A 17479-nucleotide genomic window follows, 5' to 3' on the forward strand; every position below is an offset into this window, starting at 1 on the left:
CACTCCCGTACGTCAGTGGCTGACCGCGACCGCCACGCGGCCGGACCGCAGTGACGTCCGCCTGAGCGCCGGGCTGCCGAGGCTGTGCGCGAGGGTGAGGAGATCGTCGTCCGACAGCACCCGCAGCCCGTGCTCCGCGAGCAGCGCGGCCATCTGCCGCGGTTTCCACAGCGAACGCCACGGCTCGCCCGACGTCACGGCACTGCCGAGCACACGCGTCAGGAGCCGTCCTACGGCCGCTCGCGCCGACGGCGTCTGGTAGTTGACGACGAGCGCGCTGCCCGGGGCCGTGCGGGCGGCGAGCGCGGCCACCGTGGCGCGCACCTCGCCGCGCGCGAGGTAGGGGACGACGCCCTCCCACAGCCAGGTCGTCGGAGCGGACGGGTCGTGCCCCGCGGCATCCAACGCCGCACCGAGATCGTCGACGGTGAAATCGACCGGTGTGAAGCGTGCGGAACGGGCCGTCACCGGCAGCTCGACGGCGATCCGACCGCTCTCGTCGGCCCCGGGCGGCACGGCGGCGGCCTCGGCGAGCCGGGCACGCTTGTCCTGCTGGGAGGCCGGATGGTCGACCTCCCACACATCGGTCCGCGCGAGGTCGGGCAGCCGCCACGCGCGGGTGTCCAGACCGGCGCCGAGGATCACGAGCTGGCCGGTGACGTGGGCGCGCACGGCCTCGTCGATCGCGACGGTCCGCGGCACGACCACCTCGGCACACGCCCGCACACTTTCGAACGTGACACGTGCCTGCCGGCCCTGCGGCGCGGTGCCCGCGCGTACCTCGGCCACGGGCACCCGCTCCGCGTCCCGCAGCAGCCGTATCGCCAGCGGATCCGTGAACCGGCCGCCAGCGGATGTCCCGTCCGCCGCTGCCCGCCCCTGGCAGACCAGTACCGCGGTCCGGCTCGCCGCACGCCCACTCTCACTCATGGAGCCGCATTCAACACCACGCCCGCCCGACCTGGCCTCAGCAGGACGCCGCCGACCCGGCCCCAACAGGAGAGCTACGACCAGGGCGGTCAGACTGGAAGGGCAGGAGGCAGAAATTCCGGTAACCCGCGGAAGCAAACCCGCATGATTCCAAGGTCCGGCCCGGACACGAGGCCGGCCGACCGCCAGGAGCAACACGGCGTGACCACCCCGCTCCAGCCCCCGAAGCCGTCCGGCGTCCACCGGACGCGAGTCGAATGGATCGACACGGACGCGGGAGGCATCTACCACAACAGCACGGTCGTTCGATTCATAGAGGCCGCGGAGGCTTCTCTCATGGACGAGGCGGGCCTGCACGGCTACTTCCCGGTCGCGCCTCGCGTTCACTACGAGGTGGACTTCGAGGCGCCGCTCTTCTTCGGCCAGGAGGTCTGTACGGTCGTCGAGCTGACCCGGATCGGCACCGCCTCGATGACCTTCACCTTCGAGGTGTGGGGCGAGCCGTTCCGGGGGCTGCCGGGACGCCGGGCCGCTCGCGGCCGGTATGTGACCGCCCACAGCGACCGTAACCACCGTAGTGGTGCCAAGAGCACACCCTGGCCCGAAGAGTGGATCACCGCGCTGCACGCATCGGCGTCATCGCGGGAGGGGCCTCCGCCGCGCTGACGGACGCGAGCGCCACGAAGCGTCCACCCGGGCCACGGTGGCCGCGGGCCGTTCAGGAAGGTGCTCGTGCCTCTCCTCGGCGTGAACACCGCGAGAAAGGCGACTGATTGACGGGCACGGACACCTCACCGTCGACACCAGCGACATCGGATGCCCATCGGCGCCCCTCGGCCGCGACACGACACGCACCTTGGAGGAACTATGAGTGCCACCTCGGAGAACGCCGCCACCGTCACGGTCGAGCGGGACGGACACGTGCTGCTGATCGGTTTGAACCGCCCGGCCAAGCGCAATGCCTTCACCAGACAGATGATCAGCGAGCTGTCGATGGCCTACGGACTGCTGGAGTCGGACGAGGACGTCTGGTGCGGAGTCCTGTTCGGCCATGGCGACCACTTCACCGGCGGCCTGGACATGCAGGATGTCGGCGGAGACCTCGCTTCGGGCGGCTTCGCGGTCCCGGACGGCGGCCGTGACCCGTGGCGGCGGGACGGGACATGGTCCACGCCCCTCGTGGCGGCCGCGCAGGGTTGGGTGATGACCGCGGGCATCGAGTTGCTCCTGGCCGCCGACATCCGTGTGGCGGCCCAGGATTCCCGCTTCAGCCAGCTCGAGGTCCGCCGGGGGATCTACCCCTTCGGCGGAGCCACCTTCCGCTTCCCCCGCGAAGCGGGATGGGGCAACGCCATGCGCTGGATCCTGACCGGCGAGGAGTTCGGCGCCGCCGAGGCACACCGCATCGGACTGATCCAGGAAGTCCAGGCCGACGGCGCCGCGGCGATCGAGCGCGCGAAGCGGATCGCACGCGTCATCAGTGAACGCTCGGCTCCGCTCGGTGTGCGTGCCGCGTTGGCCTCGGCCCACCAGGCCCGCGAAGAGGGTGATGCCGCGGCCGTCGCTCAGTTCAAGCCCGACCTCGCCCGGCTCATGACCTCAGCTGACAGCGCCGAAGGTGTGAAGTCCTTCGTCGAACGCCGCGACGCCGTCTTCACCGGCCACTGAGGCCCGCACCGCCACCCGCGTGAGCGGCCTCCCGAGCGGCGAAGGAGCCCCCTCCCGAGCGCACGCGCGGTGTTGCGGCGAAGACAACTCACTCACGAGCGCACTCGCCGACGGGCTGCCGACAGCGAGCCGGACTCGTCCCCGGTGGGGCGGGGCGAGACCGGCTCCGCTGGGAGGCGTCCGCGGAGCGCTACGGCAGGCTGATGCCGGCCACGGTGCCGTTCTGGTCGCCCACGACCAGGACGTTGTCGACGATCACCGGCGTGCTGAAGGAGTACGCCAGGCTGTGCTGGAGGCGACCCCGCCGTGTCCCGTCGGCCAGGTCGACGCCGAGCAGTCGGCCGTCGGCCGACTGAGCCCACGCCGTCGTGCTGTCGACCGCCACGCCGGCGTTGAACACCCGTACAGCCAGATCGGCCTGCCAACGCTTCGTGCCCGTCGCGAGGTCGATCCGGGACATCACGCCGAACTCGGTGGTCAGCAGGGCCGATCCGTCGTCGAGGACGACGGCGGGCGCGTACATCGCGCTACCGGCCAGCTTCCACAGCAGCGCGCCCGTGGCCGCGTCCAGCCCCCAGGACCCGGCGACCGACCCGACGACCACCACTCCGTCGCCGACCGCGACAACGTTGTCCCAACCGCTGTAGAGAGCCACGTGGTTCTCGGTGCCCGTAGCCATCGCGAAAGACCACAGCTCGGCGCCCGTCGTCACGTCGTGGGCGCGCGCGTACCCGTCGTCCGCGGCCGTGAAGACCCTCCGACCGTCAACGGCGGCCCGCCCCGACGAGAAGCCTCGGTCGGGCACCGACCAGAGACGCTCTCCGGTGCGCGCGTCCACCGCGAACAGCGACTGCCCCGCGGAGAAGAACACCCGCTCCCGGCCGTCGACTTCAGCCACCAGCGGCGCGCTCAGCACGGGCGCACCCGCGTCGAAGTGCCACTTCCGGTGCCCGTCGGCCGCCTTCAGCGCGTACAGCCGGTGGTCCGACGACGGTACGAAAAGGGTGCGAGCCTCGGCGTCGACCGCGGGCTTCCGGTACACCGGGCCCACCTGCGCGGACCACAGGGGCGAGGGGCGCTTGTGGTCACCCGGGCGCAGCGCGACCACCTTTCCGCTGGTGGAGGCGGCCACCACAGCGCGCCGGGAGCCGACGGCGGCGAGGGCGATGCCGCCCTGGACCGCGCCGGGCAGCCGGTAGCGCCACCGCGGCTGGGGGTCGGCGGCGGTGCGGTCCACCTCGAACCGTGCGGTGCCCTCCCACCAGGTCCCGTCCGGGCCGGTGACCTGGAGCCGCAGACGCTGACTGCCCGGTGCGAGCGACGAGACGTCGATCGAACCGTTCCACTCGCGGCCCTCTCTGGCGGTCAGGCCGTGCCACACCGGAGTGGAAGTGCCGCCGAAGACACTCTGCGGGTAGAGGTCGACCGCTACCTGAGTGGGCTGAGCGGCCGCTTTGAGCTTGACGGTCACCGGCAGTTGCCCGGCGGCGGCCTTGCCGAGAGAGACCCACTGCGGGCGCTGCGGGCGGCCCGGTCCCTCACCGGCCAGAGGCATGACCGTCACGGGTACCTCGGTCTCGGATCCGTCGGCGGCGACGCTGACCCGGCTCACCTGGAGCAGCGGCGTACCGTCGGCGGCCCGCTGACGCTCGACCCAGTAGTAGAGGGCGCCGTTCTTGACCGCGTTGAGCCCGACCTGGGTGAGGCCGTTGAACTTGGTGACCACCTCCTTGTGGATGTGGCCCGCGAAGACGCCCCGCACGTCGTGGTCGGCGAGGACCTCCAGTACGGCGGCCTGGTCGTCCACGTAGTAGAAGTTGTTGCCCATCGGGAAGTGCTGGAAGAGCACCGCGGGTGTGCCCGGCCGCATCCGCCGCAGGTCGGCCCTCAGCCAGTCGAGGCCGCCCGGGCCGTAGTGACCGGGCTCCTGGAGGACCTGGGTGGGGTCGAACCCGATGAAGTGCACTCCGCCCGCGTCGAAGGAGTACGGGGCGGGCCCGAAGTGGGTGTGGTACTCCTCCTTGGCGGACGCGTCCCACCGCACGTCGTGGTTGCCGGGGGAGTAGTGCATCTTGCCGTGCAGGGAGGGCGGCAGGATCTCGGCGTAGCGGTCGAACTCGTCGGGCCGCCCGGTGTCGGTGATGTCTCCGCAGTGCAGGACGAGGTCCGGGGTGCGGGCGGCTATCGAAGCCCATACCTGGGTCAGCCGCTGCGTGGTCAGAGGCGAGTCGACATTGATATGGGTGTCCGTCACCAGGGCGAAACGCAGGGTGGTGTCGGGACCGCCCGCCGAAGCCGTGTGGGCCGGCGCGGCCGTCGCCGGTGCGGCGCCCAGAAGGGAGCCCATCCCGGCAACGGTCAGCGTGGCGCCCGCGGCGAGCCCCAGGAAGTCACGGCGCCCGGTATGGGCGTGCCGGCACTCATCATGTGAATAACTGGACAAGGTGTCCCCGATCGCGTGAGTTTGATCAACGGACAGAGGGTGATGCGAGCGGGTGACGGCGCTGTGGACTTAGATGGTCCATGAACGCAACATGGGGTGGCCGGGCTTGGCGCGGTCGGCGGAAGCCGGGGGCCCACGGCCGCGAGAACCGGCCCAACTCGTGGCACTCGCAAGGGGAATACGACTACCCACGACTACCCAGCGGGATGATCCCCGGCTGCGAGGATTTTGCCAGATTCGCATCCATGCCAGGGCCGCATCCACCTGTACGCGGGCGGCCTCGTGCCGAAGTGCCGGTAGCTCGGTAGCTCCGGAAATGCCAGAAACACCTACGCGAAGAGGTCGATATCGGGTGCCCGAACGAGATCCCGAAGGCGGCGTCGGCGTTCTCGCGGCCGAGCCCGACCGGTCCACACGCACGCGCACTTCGCGCGGGGTCGCGTACGGGCTCCCGCACGGGTGCGCGTGCCCGCGTTCGGCTCGTAGCGGTCAGTCGGCTACCAGGATCTCCACGCCCAGTGCCGAGAGTTGCTCGACGACCGGGTCGTGGGAGTCGGCGTCAGTGATCAGTCCGCTGACTCTTTCCCAGGGCAGGACGCGGAACCGTGAAGCCGTGCCGATCTTCTCGGCGGAGGCGAGGATGTAGGTGTCCGCGGCCCGCGCGGACAGGGCACGTTTCATCGCGGCTTCCTCGGCGTCAGCTGTCGTCAGTCCCGCCTGGGGGTGTACGCCGGTGACACCGAGCAGGCAGAGGTCGGCGGAGACGTTCTGCGCCGCCTCGACCGCGGCGGCGCCGCAGGTGACCGCCGAGTGCTTGAAGACGCGGCCACCGAGGAGGAAGAGCTCCGCCCGCGGATGGTCGAGCAGGGCCGCGGCGATCGTCGGGCTGTGGGTGATCACGGTGCAGGCGAGATCCTGCGGGAGCGCCTGGGCGACGGCGAGCGCGGTGGTCCCGCCGTCGAGAATCAGCGCGCCGCCGGGCCGCACCAAGCCGGCCGCCACCGAAGCGACCTTCCGCTTGCCGTCCGGGGCCACGGCCTGCCGAGCGGCGTAGTCCACCACCGCCGGCGAAGCGGGCAGGGCGCCGCCGTAGACCCGCTGGCACAGTCCCTCGGCGGCGAGATCGCGCAGATCGCGCCGCACGCTGTCCTCGGAGATCCCCAGTTCGACGGCGACGTTCTTCGCCACGATCTTGCCCTCGCGAGCGAGCAGACCGAGCAGATGGTCGCGTCGTTCAGCAGCCAGCATTCACGTTCTCTCCCGTTCTTGCACGTTTCTGCATGTACTCTAGCGCCTGTGACCGACCAGCGCATGCTCATCCTGATCGCCGGCCCCTACCGCTCCGGCACCGGCGGCGACCCGCAGGCCATGGCCGCCAACCTCGCCCGCCTCGAAGACGCCGCCTGGCCGGTCTTCGCCGCGGGCCACCTCCCCGCGATCGGGGAATGGATCGCCCTGCCCGTCCTGCGCTCCGCCGGCGCGGACCCCACCGACCCCCTCGCCGACGACGTGCTCTACCCCACCGCCGACCGCCTGCTCGCCCATGGCGACGCCGTGCTGCGCCTGCCCGGCGACTCCGCCGGAGCCGACCAGGACGTCGCCACCGCCCGGCGCCGCGGGCTGCCCGTCTACCACGACGTGGCCGAGATCCCCCACTACGCGCCGCAGGAGGCCGCGTGACCAGCCCGGCGAAGGGCCGGGGAGGGGCTGCCCGCCCCGGCGGGAGCGGCCCCCGCGAGGGTTCGGGCCACCCCGGCATCGACACCCCCGACCATCGCGGCCGCACCGGCCTCGACCAGGCCGGACGCAGCCTGGACGGCAATCCCGACGTCGTGATCCGCGACGTCGAACTCACCTCCCAGGGCTGGCATGTCCTGCGCCGCACCACCTTCGACTACCGCCGCCACGACGGACGCTGGGAAACCCAGCAACGCGAGACGTACGACCGCGGCAACGGCGCCGTCGCCCTGCCCTACGACACCGAACGCGGCTGCGTCCTGCTCACCCGGCAGTTCCGCTACCCGGCCTACGTCAACGACCACCCCGACGGCATGCTCATCGAAGCGGCCGCGGGGCTGCTCGACGCGGATGACCCGCCCGCCGCCGTCCGGCGCGAGAGCGCCGAGGAACTCGGCGTCACCCTGGGCCAGCTCACCCACGTCTTCGACGCCTACATGAGCCCCGGCTCCGTCACCGAACGCCTCCACTTCTTCGCCGCCCCGTACACACCCGCCGACCGCACGGGCACCGGCGGAGGACTCGAGGCGGACGGCGAGGACATCGAAGTCCTCGAACTGCCCTTCGCCGAGGCCCTCGCCATGACCCGCGACGGACGCATCACCGACGGCAAGACCATCATGCTCCTGCAATGGGCAGCTCTGGACGGTCCGTTCGCCCGCGCAGCGGACACCGGCCGACTCCCCCGGGACGGAGCTCGGCCGGCTCCGGCGTGAGCTCGGTACCGCACCGGGCACAGCGGCTCGCCCGCCGGCGCTCCCGGGGCGGCCCGTGCCCGCGGAGCGGGAGCGTCCACGCTCGGACCGGCTCGTGAAGTCCGACTCGGACGCGGCGGCGGACGTCGCTCGGGTCCCGTTGGGGGAGTCGGCCGCAGGGGAAGCCAGCCGCGGGGGAAGGCCGGTTGGGAGAGGGCCGGTTGAGGGAGGGCGGTCTACAGGAGGCCACCGCGCTGTTCGAGGCCCTGCTGGACTCCGCGAGCGAGATCGCCCTCTCGGTTGTCCGCCTGCCCGTGCCCACCTGGACGCGATCATGCTTCGGAGGTGCCAGTGCCAGTGCCATGACCGGGAAGGTTCACCGGGTCCGTTGGTCCGCGCGTGGTACGCCTACCATCGCGTCCATGTCCGAGTCCGAGCACGTCCTTGAGTGGTTGCAGAACTGGTACGCCATGCAGTGCGATGGCGACTGGGAACACGAATGGGGCGTGAGGATCGAGACGCTCGACAACCCGGGATGGTTCGTCAAGATCGATCTTGAGGAGACGGAGTTGGCTGACCGGGAGCATCCTCATCAGCGCGTTACTCGAGACGAGCATGACTGGGTGATGGCGTGGACGTCCGAGCAGACTTTTCACATCGCCTGCGGCCCCGGCAATCTGACCGAGGGACTCTCGTTGTTCAGGATGTGGGCGTCGGAGAGTGTCGCGGAAGACCTCTGAGCAGAGCTTCGCACGCCGCGAGTGCGGGCCTGCCACCCCACGGATGCCCCTCTCACCGCGGAGATGAGCGCGCTCCGTCTGCTGGGCGGCGAGGATGCCGGGGCAGCGGGCATTCGCCCGCCGCCCGAGGCCAGCAGCATCATCGCGCGCCGGTAGCGCGCCGAACTGATGCTGCCACGGCGCGCAATCGTCTGCGGCTTCCGCCTCTCCTGGTCGGTCGGCCTACGCACACGGACAGGCTCAGCCACCACACCCCCAACGAGCGGTCACGGGCCCCTCCGCAGTCGGAGGAGTCCGTGACCTTGCGAGGCTCTGCGACGGCGGGTCAGCGGACCGTCCGCGCTGCCTTTTCGATGACGCGGGTGACGGCGTCAGGGTGGGACACGCTCACCGCGTGGGAGGACCTGACCTCCTCGATGTGGGCATGGGCGCGCTTGGCCATGTAGACCTGGAGCTTCCGGGGGATGATCTTGTCGTTGGTACCCACCAGGGCCCAGGTGGGGGTGGTCTTCCAGGCAGGCTCACCAGACGGTTCGTTGAGGGCGGTACCGGTCCCGGGACGTTGGGTGACCGCCATCAGGCCGGCGGTGTGCGCGGAGACGTCCGCACCGAACGCCTGGTGGAACTTGGACTGGTCGATGTAGAAGTCGAAGTCCTTGGAGCCGTCGGGGTTGGTGATCGGGACGGGACGCAGAACCGTGCCGATGACACTGCCCTCGAACTTGCTCACCAGCTCGTTGGCGCTCTCGCCCTTGTCGGGGAGGAACGCGTCGGCGTACACCAGTGCCTTGACCTTGTCGGAGCCGTAGGCGGCGTTGGTGATGACCGCTCCGCCGTAGGAGTGCCCGACAAGGACCACGGGCCCGTCGACGCCGGCCAGCAGGTCCTTGACAGAGGCGGCGTCCTTGCTCACACCCCGCAGCGGATTGGCCGCGGCCACCACCGGATAGCCGTCCCTCTTCAGCTTCTTGATGACGTCGTTCCAGCTGGAGGAATCGGCGAACGCGCCGTGGACGAGGACGACGGTCGGCTTGCCGGCCTTCGAGGAAGTGGGCTTGGCGGCGCTCGCCGGACCGACCGCCGTGGCGGCGACACCGACGGCTACAGCCGCTGTGGCCGCGAGGGCGAGGGGTGTGCGGGCACGCCGAGAAAGCGAATGACGAGACATGAAGAGCCCTTTCGAGGCGAAGGTTTCGGCCATGTCCGGACAGTTGGAGATGGCCGCGTAGTACGGCAGGAGATGCCGCAAGTCATGGAGAGGCGGATCGTGGGCGGCAAGCGGGACCATGTCCGGGGCTTGCCAGGAGCAGGCGCCGGCTCGGTGAATCGATCGGGCCCGACGGTCCCGCGCGCGGGTGGGCAGGCTGCCGAGCGTCGATGCTGATCGGCCCGCCCGCACCGCTCACCGTGCCCGTAGGGTCGATGACAGCGGAGGAAACGGATTCGGATGATCACTGTTCTGCGCTCGTACGGTCCCTCGCGTTCACGAGCGACAAAGCGGTGCACAGCGTCGGTGCTGTGGGTCCTGCGGACGCCGCGACTGAGCTGCGGGCAGTCTCAGGTGCCGCGGGCGGCGGTGGGTGGGGCGTGAGCGGCCCTGTCGTTCGGAGTGGTCGTGGCCTGGGTCAGCTCGCGGGCGCAGGTCTCACTCTCGTCCCGCGGTACGTCGTTCTCGTCGACTATGACGAGCGCGGTCGGCTGCCTGGCCATGAGGGTCAGGGCGGCGGTCGTATGGCCGCTGACGGGGCCGCCGGGCACCGCCAGGTGCGAGGCGCGCAGGCTGCCCTTGGCGCTCTTCGCGGTGATCCGTCGAGCAGCCGCGTATGCCTGCTTGATGGCGGCAGGGTACGCGGCCTGCGGCGAGCGGCCATACGCGACGACGGCCGGCTCGCGATGGGTGCCCGCAGACGGCGCACCTGGAAGGGCGCCGTGATCCACTCATCCGTCACGTCCGGCTTCGCCACCAGCGCCACCTGCGGGTCGTCCAGCCCCTTCCGCGCATCTCCCGGACCGACCTCGTACAGCAACGGCGGGTCGGCCGTCGCGGCCGCAAGCCTCTGAGCTGCGGGCTTCAGGTCGGGCATGGTCATCACCGCACTCCTCGGGTCGGCGGGCTCGTGCCCGCTTTCACACCTATGACCGAGTGCGTCCCAAATGTGTGACACGTACCGAAGTGCGTCTCCCGGGATTCGGCAGCGATCTTGGGTCGGCGGTAGCTACCTGGGGTCGGGTCGTCCGGTCACCAGCCGGGCGGATGGCGCGTCGGGTGGGGCGGGTGGCGCGGCCGGGAACGACACGACTCGTGCGCTTTCGGTGTGCAGGCGGACAGCGCCGACTGGCCCATCGGGTTCGCGCGGACCGGATTGGTGACCCCGACCCGGACCGGCCGCTCCGACACCCCCTGCGCCGTGATCCACGGTGATGTCCCGCACGTCGCGGCACCGCTGGACTCACCGCGCGGCCACGTCATCCTGGTCTCGTGCCTGCCGGTGCGGGGCGCCCCCGTGGGCACCCTTACCTGCCTGTTAGTCCGGCGACCCTGCCCCTGGGTCTCCTGACCGGCACCGCTCGCGCGGCTACCGTCCCGACGGTGAGTATGTGGACTTCTCTGGAACCCGCGTCCGCGACCGTGGACCCGGGCGCGAGCACGCGCGTACGGCTGCGCCTGCGCAACACCGCCGACATCGTCGACGAGTACCGTTTCGAGCCGGTGGGCCCGATCGCGCCCTGGACGACGGTGGAACCGCAGACGCTGCGGCTGTATCCGGGGACGACGGGCACGGTGGAGCTGACGTTCGCGCCGCCGCGGAGTCCGGACGCGGCGGCGGGCCCGAATCCGTATGCCGTGCGGATCACGTCGACCGGGCACCCGGAAGCGACGACGGTCCCCGAGGGGAACCTGACGATCACTCCGTTCGCCGAGCTGCGGGCGGAGTTGGTGCCACCGACGGTCAAGGGGCGCTTTCGCGGGCGGCCGAAGCTCGCGATCGACAACCTCGGCAATACGAAGCTGACGGCGTCGGTCAGTGGGAGTGACAACGGGGACCACCTCGCTTACGAGATCCATCCGGGCAATGTGCAGATCGAGCCGGGGCGCGCCGCCTTTGTGAAGGCGACGTTGAGGCCGCGGCAGATCATCTGGTTCGGGTCGAAGGAGCAGCGGCCGTACACCCTTGCCGTCCTGCGGTCGGGGACGAAGCCGCAGCCCGTGGAGGGCACGTATGTGCAGCGCGGGTTCCTGCCCCGGTGGCTCGCGACGTTCCTGGGTGTCTTCATGGCGCTGGCGATCACGTTCGTGATGCTGTGGCTGGCGTACAGGCCCCAGGTCCGCAGCGCCGCCACCGAGAAGCTCCAGGAAGCCGGCGTCAGCACCCTTCCCGCGCCCACGCCCAGCCCGCCTGCGCCACCGAGTCAGGCTCCCGCCCAGGAGCCGACACAGGCCCCGGCGCAGCAGTCGCCCGCGGCCGGCGACGGAGGCGGAGACGGCGGCGCGGTGGCGAGTCCGAAGGCGACGAAGAAGGCGGCGACGGGGCCGCTTCCCGCGTCCGGGGTCGTCCTCAGGAACGTCACGACCGAGAAGTGCGCCGACATTCCGGGCTACGAGAAGGGCCAGTCGGCAGGGCCGGTGCGGGAGTTCACGTGCGACGGGACCGCGCACGACAACCAGCTCTGGAACCTGGAGGTGCGGGAGAGGGGCGTCGGTCCCCAGAAGTCGGACCTGTTCCAGATCCGCAACGTCAAGGACCAGATGTGCATGGACCTGCCCGACTACGGCGCCAAGCCCGCGCGAACGGGCGTGTACGAGTACCGGTGCGACGGCACGACCGCCGACAACCAGCTGTGGTGGCTGGACAAGCAGGACGGCGGCCACTACTGGATCCGCAACTACTCCAGCAACCACCTGTGCCTGGACGTCTCCGGCTACGGCACGGGAGGCAACGACACCGCGCTGACGATCTTCACCTGCAGCAATGCCGACGACCAGGAGTGGGACATCATCCATCCCTCCTGACGGAGCGATGTGCGAGGGCACCAGCCGCTGGCGGGGGCGGGGGATGCCGGGGGGCCTCCGGCCATGCTGCGATCGTCTGCCATGCTGCGCGGGCGATCTTGCACGGATCAGCAGCGTATGACCGGGGGAGACAGGACGGCGATGACGGAATCCGAGGTGAGCGGGGTCCCGGCCCCGGAGGCGATTCGCTTCCGGCTCGGCGTCCGGCAACGCGTGCTCCCTTTGCTCCCCATGACCGTGTGGCTGGGGTTCAACACCGCCCTGCGGGCGGTCACGCTGTCGGCACGCCGATGTTCGATACACGGTTCCTTGGCCTGTGGATCGTGCTGGCGGCGGTGGCGGCGGCTGTGGTTTCACCTTTCGGGATCACGTTGACCCCGTCGGCCGCCAGGGTGCACGGCATCCGCCGCCGCACCATTCCGTGGGCGTCCGTGCAGAGTGTCCGCGTCGAGCGAGTCACGGGCTGTCGGGTCATCGCGCTGTACGAGGCCGGCGGCCGCCGCACCCGACTCAGGGCACCGCTCACCGGAGTTCTCCAACGGGACCGCCACTTCGAGGAGAAGTTCCACGTCATCGGCCAGTGGTGGCTGACTCACCGCGGCACCGACTGGGCTCCCGCTCCCCTTCCGCAACCGCGCCTCTCGGGGGCGACCCTCGCCCCGGAACGCCCGGCGACATCCCCCGCACCGGTTGAACTTCCGCGTGGTGCCGCGCCCTCACCGGACTTCAGCGATTCGGACGTACGCCCAGTTCATGATCAGGGGGACGGTCAACTCGCCGTCGATGAGGCTGACAACGTCAAGAGATGGCTTGCGCGGGACTGAACCCTCGGCCAAGGCTCGTGTCCGTGACGCAGGCGCGAGCGCCCCATCTTCGAGTACAAGGAGTGCCGGTACTCGTGCCGGTTCCTACGGCGCGCTCCACAACGCCAGGTCAGAGGCGCGCCCACCCCTTGGTGAACAGGAGGCCGCCTGATGTACTTCGCACATGACTACGGCGATATGCGTCCTGTTCGGCATGGTGATCGGGACGATGCTCGCGACGCGGCGAGCCCGGCGGACAGCTGCTCGCGCCGAAGCGGGGGAAGCAGTCCTCTTCCATGTCGGGGCCAACCTGCCGGAGAAGGGGCGCCGATACAGCCTCGGACGGGTACGGACCGCAAACGAGTTCCGATGGGAGCCTCGCCGTTCGTGGACGCGGCTGCGCGAACTCCCGGCAGATCTGCGCTACGTCCGTACACGCGAAACGACCCTCCGCGAATCGATGTGGCTCCCGACCAGCACGTTGGTGATCGAATGTGAATCGTCTGCGGGACCCGTGCGGCTCTGGGCCCGCAAGGAGCAGACGGCGCAGGTCGTGGAGATGATCCGGCGTACAGGTACTCAGAGTTCGACGAGCACCCTGGTTCCTGACATCAGCAGTTGACACCCGCAGGTGCGAACAGCGGCGGTCGACGTTGGACCGCAGCGAACAGTGAGCCGACGCACAGAGCAGGTTGACCGACGGCGATGTCTCCAGAGACGAGGCCGGCCAGTTGCCGGCGCCGCCGGGTGCCAGGACATCGCGGGCGGTCCGGCGCCCAGGCGGTCAAGTGGCGCGTCGGTTCAGGGTTTTGCGTAGACCGTAGACGGCGGCGCCGGCGGCGATCACTGCGGTTCCCCATAGCACCGAGGCGAGCGGCAGAGCGCAGGCCAGGACCAGGCAGCCCGCCGTGCCGAGGATCGGCACGATCCTCGCCGGCCGCCCTTCGGCGGGGGTGAGGGTCCAGGCGGAGGCGTTGGCGACGGCGTAGTACGCCAGCACGCCGAACGAGGAGAAGCCGATCACGCCCCGGACATCCGTGGTCGCGGCCAGGACGGCGACCACCGAGCCGACCGCGATCTCGGCCCGGTGCGGCACGTGAAACCGTGGGTGGACGGCGGCCAGGGCATGCGGCAGGTGCCGGTCGCGCGCCATCGCCAGGGCGGTACGTGAGACCCCCAGGATCAGCGCCAGCAGCGAACCGATCGCCGCGACAGCCGCCCCGACGCGCACCACCGGCACCAGGTCCGGGACACCGGCGACGCGTACGGCCTCGGCGAGCGGGGCCGCGCTGTGGGCGAGCCGGTCGGGCCCGAGAACAGCGAGCACGGCGACGGCGACGGCCGCGTAGACGATCAGCGTGAGGCCGAGGGCGGTCGGGATCGCGCGAGGAATGGTCCGCTCGGGCTCGCGCACCTCCTCACCAAGGGTGGCGATGCGCGCATAGCCGGCGAACGCGAAGAACAGCAGCCCGGCCGCCTGGAGCACACCGCCGAGGGTGGCGTCCGTCCCGACGTCCAGGCGCGCGGTCTGCGCCGTGCCGCTGTTGAGGCAGGCGGTGACCACGGCGGCGAGCACCGCCAGGACGACCGCGACGATGCCACGCGTCAGCCACGCGGACTTCTGCACGCCGACGTAGTTCACCGCGGTCAGCGCCACCACCGCGGCGACCGCGACGGCGTGCGCCTGGGTCGGCCATACGTACGAGCCCACCGTCAGGGCCATCGCCGCGCAGGAGGCCGTCTTGCCGACCACGAAGCACCAGCCGGCGAGGTAGCCCCAGTAGTCCCCCAGGCGCTCACGGCCGTAGACGTACGTCCCTCCGGACCGCGGGTAGCGCGCGGCCAGCCGGGCGGAGGAGGTGGCGTTGCAGTACGCCACCACCGCGGCCAGAACCAGGCTCAGCAGCAGCCCGGACCCTGCCGCGACCGCGGCGGGGGCGAGTGCCGCGAAGATTCCCGCGCCGATCATCGACCCGAGCCCGATCGCCACGGCGTCGAACATGCCCAGGTGTGGCTTCAGGTCTCCCGATTCGGCAGCCGCCGTCGTCCCCATCGTGCGCTCCTCGACCACGGTCCCGCAGTCATCACGGCCTCCGATACCGGCGCACGGTATCGCATCAGTTGTCCGGCGGCAGGCCCTCGACTCTGCCGCGCTACATACCGGATGCACGCCACCGGCTGTTCCATTGCTGGTGGCGGTTCCGGGTGAGGGGTCCGGGTTCGGCCCGTACGCGGTCTGGCCGACCCGGATTCCTCTCGGCATGCCCGTGTGCAGGAACTGGGCGCCCCCGGCCGGGGGATGTCGGCGCGGCGAGCTTCATGGAGCCGACGGCCCGCTGCGCCGGGCCGCTGCCGTCAGTCGGTCAGGTGATGGTGGAAGAAGTCGGCCAGCTTGGCGACGGCGGTCGGTACGTACTCCTCCTTGTCGTAGAGGTCGATGTGGCTGGCGCCGTCGATCCAGAACAGTTCCTTGGGCTCGTTCGCCTTCTCGATCGCCTCGCGGCTGAAGTAGGCGGTGTCGGCCTCGGTCCCGGCGATCATCAGCAGCGGACGCGGGGAGATGAGGCGGATGAGGTCGTAGGAGGAGTACTGGGCGAGCTGGTCGACGCTGCGGGCGACGTACCAGTTCGGCGAGTGAGGGTGCTGGGCGCGCGGAGTGCGGTAGTACTCGCGGCCCTGCTGGTAGAGGACGGGGAAGCCCTGCGCGTCGGCCTCGGACTCCGGGACGACGCGCTCCAGACGGGGCTCTTCGCCGCGGGCCTCCGCGATCCGGTCCCGGCCGGCCTGCTCCAGCATGCCGCGGACGACCTCCTCGCCCTGCCCGCCGCCGAGGCCCTCGCGGAACAGTGCACCGATGTCGGCGGCGCTGACCGTGGCGACCGCCTTGACACGCGTGTCGGTCTGCGCCGCGTAAGGCACATAGCCGCCGCCGGCGCAGATACCCAGGGCGCCGATGCGCTCGGAGTCCACCTCGCCACGGGTGGACAGGAAACTGACCGCGCTCCTGACGTCCTCGGCACGCTGGAAGGGGTTCTCCAGGAAGCGCGGCTCGCCCTCACTCTCACCCTGGCAGGCGGCGTCGAAGGCCAGGGTGACAAAACCCTCGCGGGCCAGCTTCTCCGCGTACAGGCCCGCGGTCTGCTCCTTCACGCCCCCGAAGGGATGCGCCACGATCACCGCGGGGCGACGGCCGCCGGTGTGGTCGTCGGGCGTGTACAGATGTCCGGCCAGCATCATGCCGCTGCTGGGAAACGTGACATTCGACTTCATGCTTGGATCTCCTTCACGTGCCCTGGCACGCGATCCGAGGGGCGGAGCGGGGAACGCCACCGTCCCTTTCAATGATTTTCGGGACGCTTTCGATCGCGTCCACAGAATTGAGTCTGACATTCGGGCCCGCACCCGAAAAGCGGAGAATTCCTATCTGGACAAGGCGTGCCTAGGACAAAACTCTCCCCCTCACAACAACGGCCGGAGCTGCGACAATGAGAGGTATGAGCGGCAAGAGCGCGAAGCGCAACGAGCTGGGGGAATTCCTCAAGGCCCGCCGGTCCGAGCTGAGCCTCCAGGCGGTGGGCCTGCCGGACAGCCGCTCCGTGCGCCGGGTGCCGGGCCTGCGCCGGGAGGAGGTCGCCCAGCTGGCGGCGATCAGCCCCGACTACTACGCCCGCCTGGAACAAGGCCGCCTTCAGGCATCCGCAACCGTCCTCACCACGCTCGCACGCGTCCTGCGTCTGGACGACGACCAGCGCGCCTACCTGCTCGGCCTCGCAGGGAAGAATACCGACCGTCCCCGGAAACGGACCACCCAGCAGGTGCGGCCGCAATTGCGGCGACTCCTCGACCAGCTCACGGAATCACCCGCATTGATCCTCGGCCGTTACACGGACATCCTCGCGTGGAATCCCCTCGCCGCCGCACTCATCACGGATTTCTCGGAAATTCCAGAGAACCAGCGCAACTTCGTACGCCTCGCTTTCACCGATCCCCGGACACGCGGAATGATGCGCGACTGGGAGGACGTCGCCCGCACCTGCGTGGCCTTCCTGCGCATGGAAGCCGCCCACAATCCCGAGGACCCCCGACTCACCGCCCTGGTCGGCGAACTGTGCGTGCGGGATCCCGACTTCCGCAGTTGGTGGGCCGACCACGACGTGGCGACCATGATCAGCGGCACCAAGCGCTACCGTCACCCGGTGGTCGGCGACCTCACCCTCGACTGGGACGTGCTCTCCCACACCGCCGACCAGCAACTGCTGGTCATGACCGCCGAACCCGGCACCCCCTCGCACGACGCCCTCCGCCTGCTGGCCTCCTGGGCCGCCGGCCCTCCCACCCGCCACACCCCCGAAACCAGCGGCTGAGCCGCCCTCTGACGTGATGGCGGCAGCGCTCCCGACACGGACCGCGAACAACGAGGGCTACGGCGGGCCGCACACCCGGCGCCCTGC

General features: G+C 70.4%; 14 protein-coding genes and 1 pseudogene. 7 read left to right on the plus strand and 8 right to left on the minus strand.

Going from position 1 to position 17479, the window contains the following annotated elements:
• Positions 1-12: 12 nt before the first annotated feature.
• On the minus strand, positions 13-930 hold the full coding sequence (locus ACWCQK_RS31565) for a class I SAM-dependent methyltransferase (protein ID WP_451160793.1): 918 nt from the start codon (positions 928-930) through the stop codon (positions 13-15).
• A 201-nt stretch (positions 931-1131) separates the two neighbouring features.
• Here ACWCQK_RS31565 and ACWCQK_RS31570 point away from each other — a divergent pair, with 201 nt between their 5' ends.
• Both ACWCQK_RS31570 and ACWCQK_RS31575 read left to right on the plus strand, forming a co-directional pair.
• Positions 1132-1596, plus strand: a complete 465-nt coding sequence (locus tag ACWCQK_RS31570) for an acyl-CoA thioesterase (protein WP_451160795.1) — start codon at positions 1132-1134, stop codon at positions 1594-1596.
• A 201-nt stretch (positions 1597-1797) separates the two neighbouring features.
• The gene (locus ACWCQK_RS31575) at positions 1798-2598 is read left to right on the plus strand and encodes a crotonase/enoyl-CoA hydratase family protein (RefSeq protein ID WP_451160797.1); all 801 of its coding nucleotides are present in this window, start codon (positions 1798-1800) and stop codon (positions 2596-2598) included.
• A gap of 190 nt (positions 2599-2788) precedes the next feature.
• Here the strand turns inward: ACWCQK_RS31575 and ACWCQK_RS31580 are convergent, their stop codons facing one another.
• Positions 2789-4945, minus strand: coding sequence for an outer membrane protein assembly factor BamB family protein (locus tag ACWCQK_RS31580; RefSeq protein WP_451160799.1), 2157 nt, complete (start codon positions 4943-4945; stop codon positions 2789-2791).
• Between the two features lie 585 nt (positions 4946-5530).
• A complete protein-coding gene (locus ACWCQK_RS31585; RefSeq protein WP_451160801.1) occupies positions 5531-6289 on the minus strand; it encodes a DeoR/GlpR family DNA-binding transcription regulator in 759 nt (252 codons plus the stop codon).
• Between the two features lie 48 nt (positions 6290-6337).
• Between ACWCQK_RS31585 and ACWCQK_RS31590 the strand changes: the two genes are divergently transcribed.
• The 3 genes from ACWCQK_RS31590 (at position 6338) to ACWCQK_RS31600 (ending at position 8213) form a co-directional block, all read left to right on the plus strand.
• Positions 6338-6721 carry a DUF4406 domain-containing protein gene (locus ACWCQK_RS31590; protein ID WP_451160803.1) on the plus strand — a complete coding sequence of 128 codons (384 nt, stop codon included), beginning with the start codon at positions 6338-6340 and terminating at the stop codon, positions 6719-6721.
• 77 nt (positions 6722-6798) lie between these two features.
• A complete protein-coding gene (locus ACWCQK_RS31595) occupies positions 6799-7494 on the plus strand; it encodes an NUDIX domain-containing protein (RefSeq protein ID WP_451160886.1) in 696 nt (231 codons plus the stop codon).
• A gap of 401 nt (positions 7495-7895) precedes the next feature.
• On the plus strand, positions 7896-8213 hold the full coding sequence (locus ACWCQK_RS31600) for an immunity 53 family protein (RefSeq protein ID WP_451160805.1): 318 nt from the start codon (positions 7896-7898) through the stop codon (positions 8211-8213).
• Between the two features lie 107 nt (positions 8214-8320).
• Here ACWCQK_RS31600 and ACWCQK_RS31605 read toward each other — a convergent pair.
• The 3 genes and pseudogenes from ACWCQK_RS31605 to ACWCQK_RS31615 form a co-directional block, all read right to left on the minus strand.
• Positions 8321-8461, minus strand: a pseudogene (locus ACWCQK_RS31605) (IS630 family transposase); the annotation flags it as partial.
• A gap of 77 nt (positions 8462-8538) precedes the next feature.
• Positions 8539-9381 (minus strand): alpha/beta fold hydrolase, encoded by an 843-nt coding sequence (locus ACWCQK_RS31610; protein WP_451160807.1) that lies wholly within the window; start codon positions 9379-9381, stop codon positions 8539-8541.
• 389 nt (positions 9382-9770) lie between these two features.
• Positions 9771-10151 carry an alpha/beta hydrolase fold domain-containing protein gene (locus ACWCQK_RS31615; protein WP_451160809.1) on the minus strand — a complete coding sequence of 127 codons (381 nt, stop codon included), beginning with the start codon at positions 10149-10151 and terminating at the stop codon, positions 9771-9773.
• 652 nt (positions 10152-10803) lie between these two features.
• Here ACWCQK_RS31615 and ACWCQK_RS31620 point away from each other — a divergent pair.
• Entirely contained in the window at positions 10804-12225 is a 1422-nt protein-coding gene (locus tag ACWCQK_RS31620; protein ID WP_451160811.1) for an RICIN domain-containing protein, read from the plus strand.
• 1587 nt (positions 12226-13812) lie between these two features.
• Here ACWCQK_RS31620 and ACWCQK_RS31625 read toward each other — a convergent pair.
• Both ACWCQK_RS31625 and ACWCQK_RS31630 read right to left on the minus strand, forming a co-directional pair.
• Entirely contained in the window at positions 13813-15081 is a 1269-nt protein-coding gene (locus tag ACWCQK_RS31625) for an APC family permease (protein ID WP_451160813.1), read from the minus strand.
• Between the two features lie 302 nt (positions 15082-15383).
• Positions 15384-16418 (minus strand): alpha/beta hydrolase, encoded by a 1035-nt coding sequence (locus tag ACWCQK_RS31630; RefSeq protein WP_451160815.1) that lies wholly within the window; start codon positions 16416-16418, stop codon positions 15384-15386.
• 104 nt (positions 16419-16522) lie between these two features.
• On the opposite strand from ACWCQK_RS31630, the gene ACWCQK_RS31635 reads away from it, so the two are divergent.
• The gene (locus ACWCQK_RS31635; protein WP_451160817.1) at positions 16523-17392 is read left to right on the plus strand and encodes a helix-turn-helix domain-containing protein; all 870 of its coding nucleotides are present in this window, start codon (positions 16523-16525) and stop codon (positions 17390-17392) included.
• The last annotated feature ends 87 nt before the right edge of the window (positions 17393-17479 follow it).

It is taken from the genome of Streptomyces sp. NPDC002306, assembly GCF_053593435.1.

Coding starts and splice junctions, on each gene's coding strand:
- ACWCQK_RS31625 (WP_451160813.1), bottom strand. CDS start 15,081: ATGGGGACGACGGCGGCTGCCGAATCGGGAGACCTGAAGCCACACCTG.
- ACWCQK_RS31600 (WP_451160805.1), top strand. CDS start 7,896: ATGTCCGAGTCCGAGCACGTCCTTGAGTGGTTGCAGAACTGGTACGCC.
- ACWCQK_RS31635 (WP_451160817.1), top strand. CDS start 16,523: ATGAGCGGCAAGAGCGCGAAGCGCAACGAGCTGGGGGAATTCCTCAAG.
- ACWCQK_RS31575 (WP_451160797.1), top strand. CDS start 1,798: ATGAGTGCCACCTCGGAGAACGCCGCCACCGTCACGGTCGAGCGGGAC.
- ACWCQK_RS31610 (WP_451160807.1), bottom strand. CDS start 9,381: ATGTCTCGTCATTCGCTTTCTCGGCGTGCCCGCACACCCCTCGCCCTC.
- ACWCQK_RS31630 (WP_451160815.1), bottom strand. CDS start 16,418: ATGTCAGACTCAATTCTGTGGACGCGATCGAAAGCGTCCCGAAAATCA.
- ACWCQK_RS31580 (WP_451160799.1), bottom strand. CDS start 4,945: ATGGGCTCCCTTCTGGGCGCCGCACCGGCGACGGCCGCGCCGGCCCAC.
- ACWCQK_RS31585 (WP_451160801.1), bottom strand. CDS start 6,289: ATGCTGGCTGCTGAACGACGCGACCATCTGCTCGGTCTGCTCGCTCGC.
- ACWCQK_RS31565 (WP_451160793.1), bottom strand. CDS start 930: ATGAGTGAGAGTGGGCGTGCGGCGAGCCGGACCGCGGTACTGGTCTGC.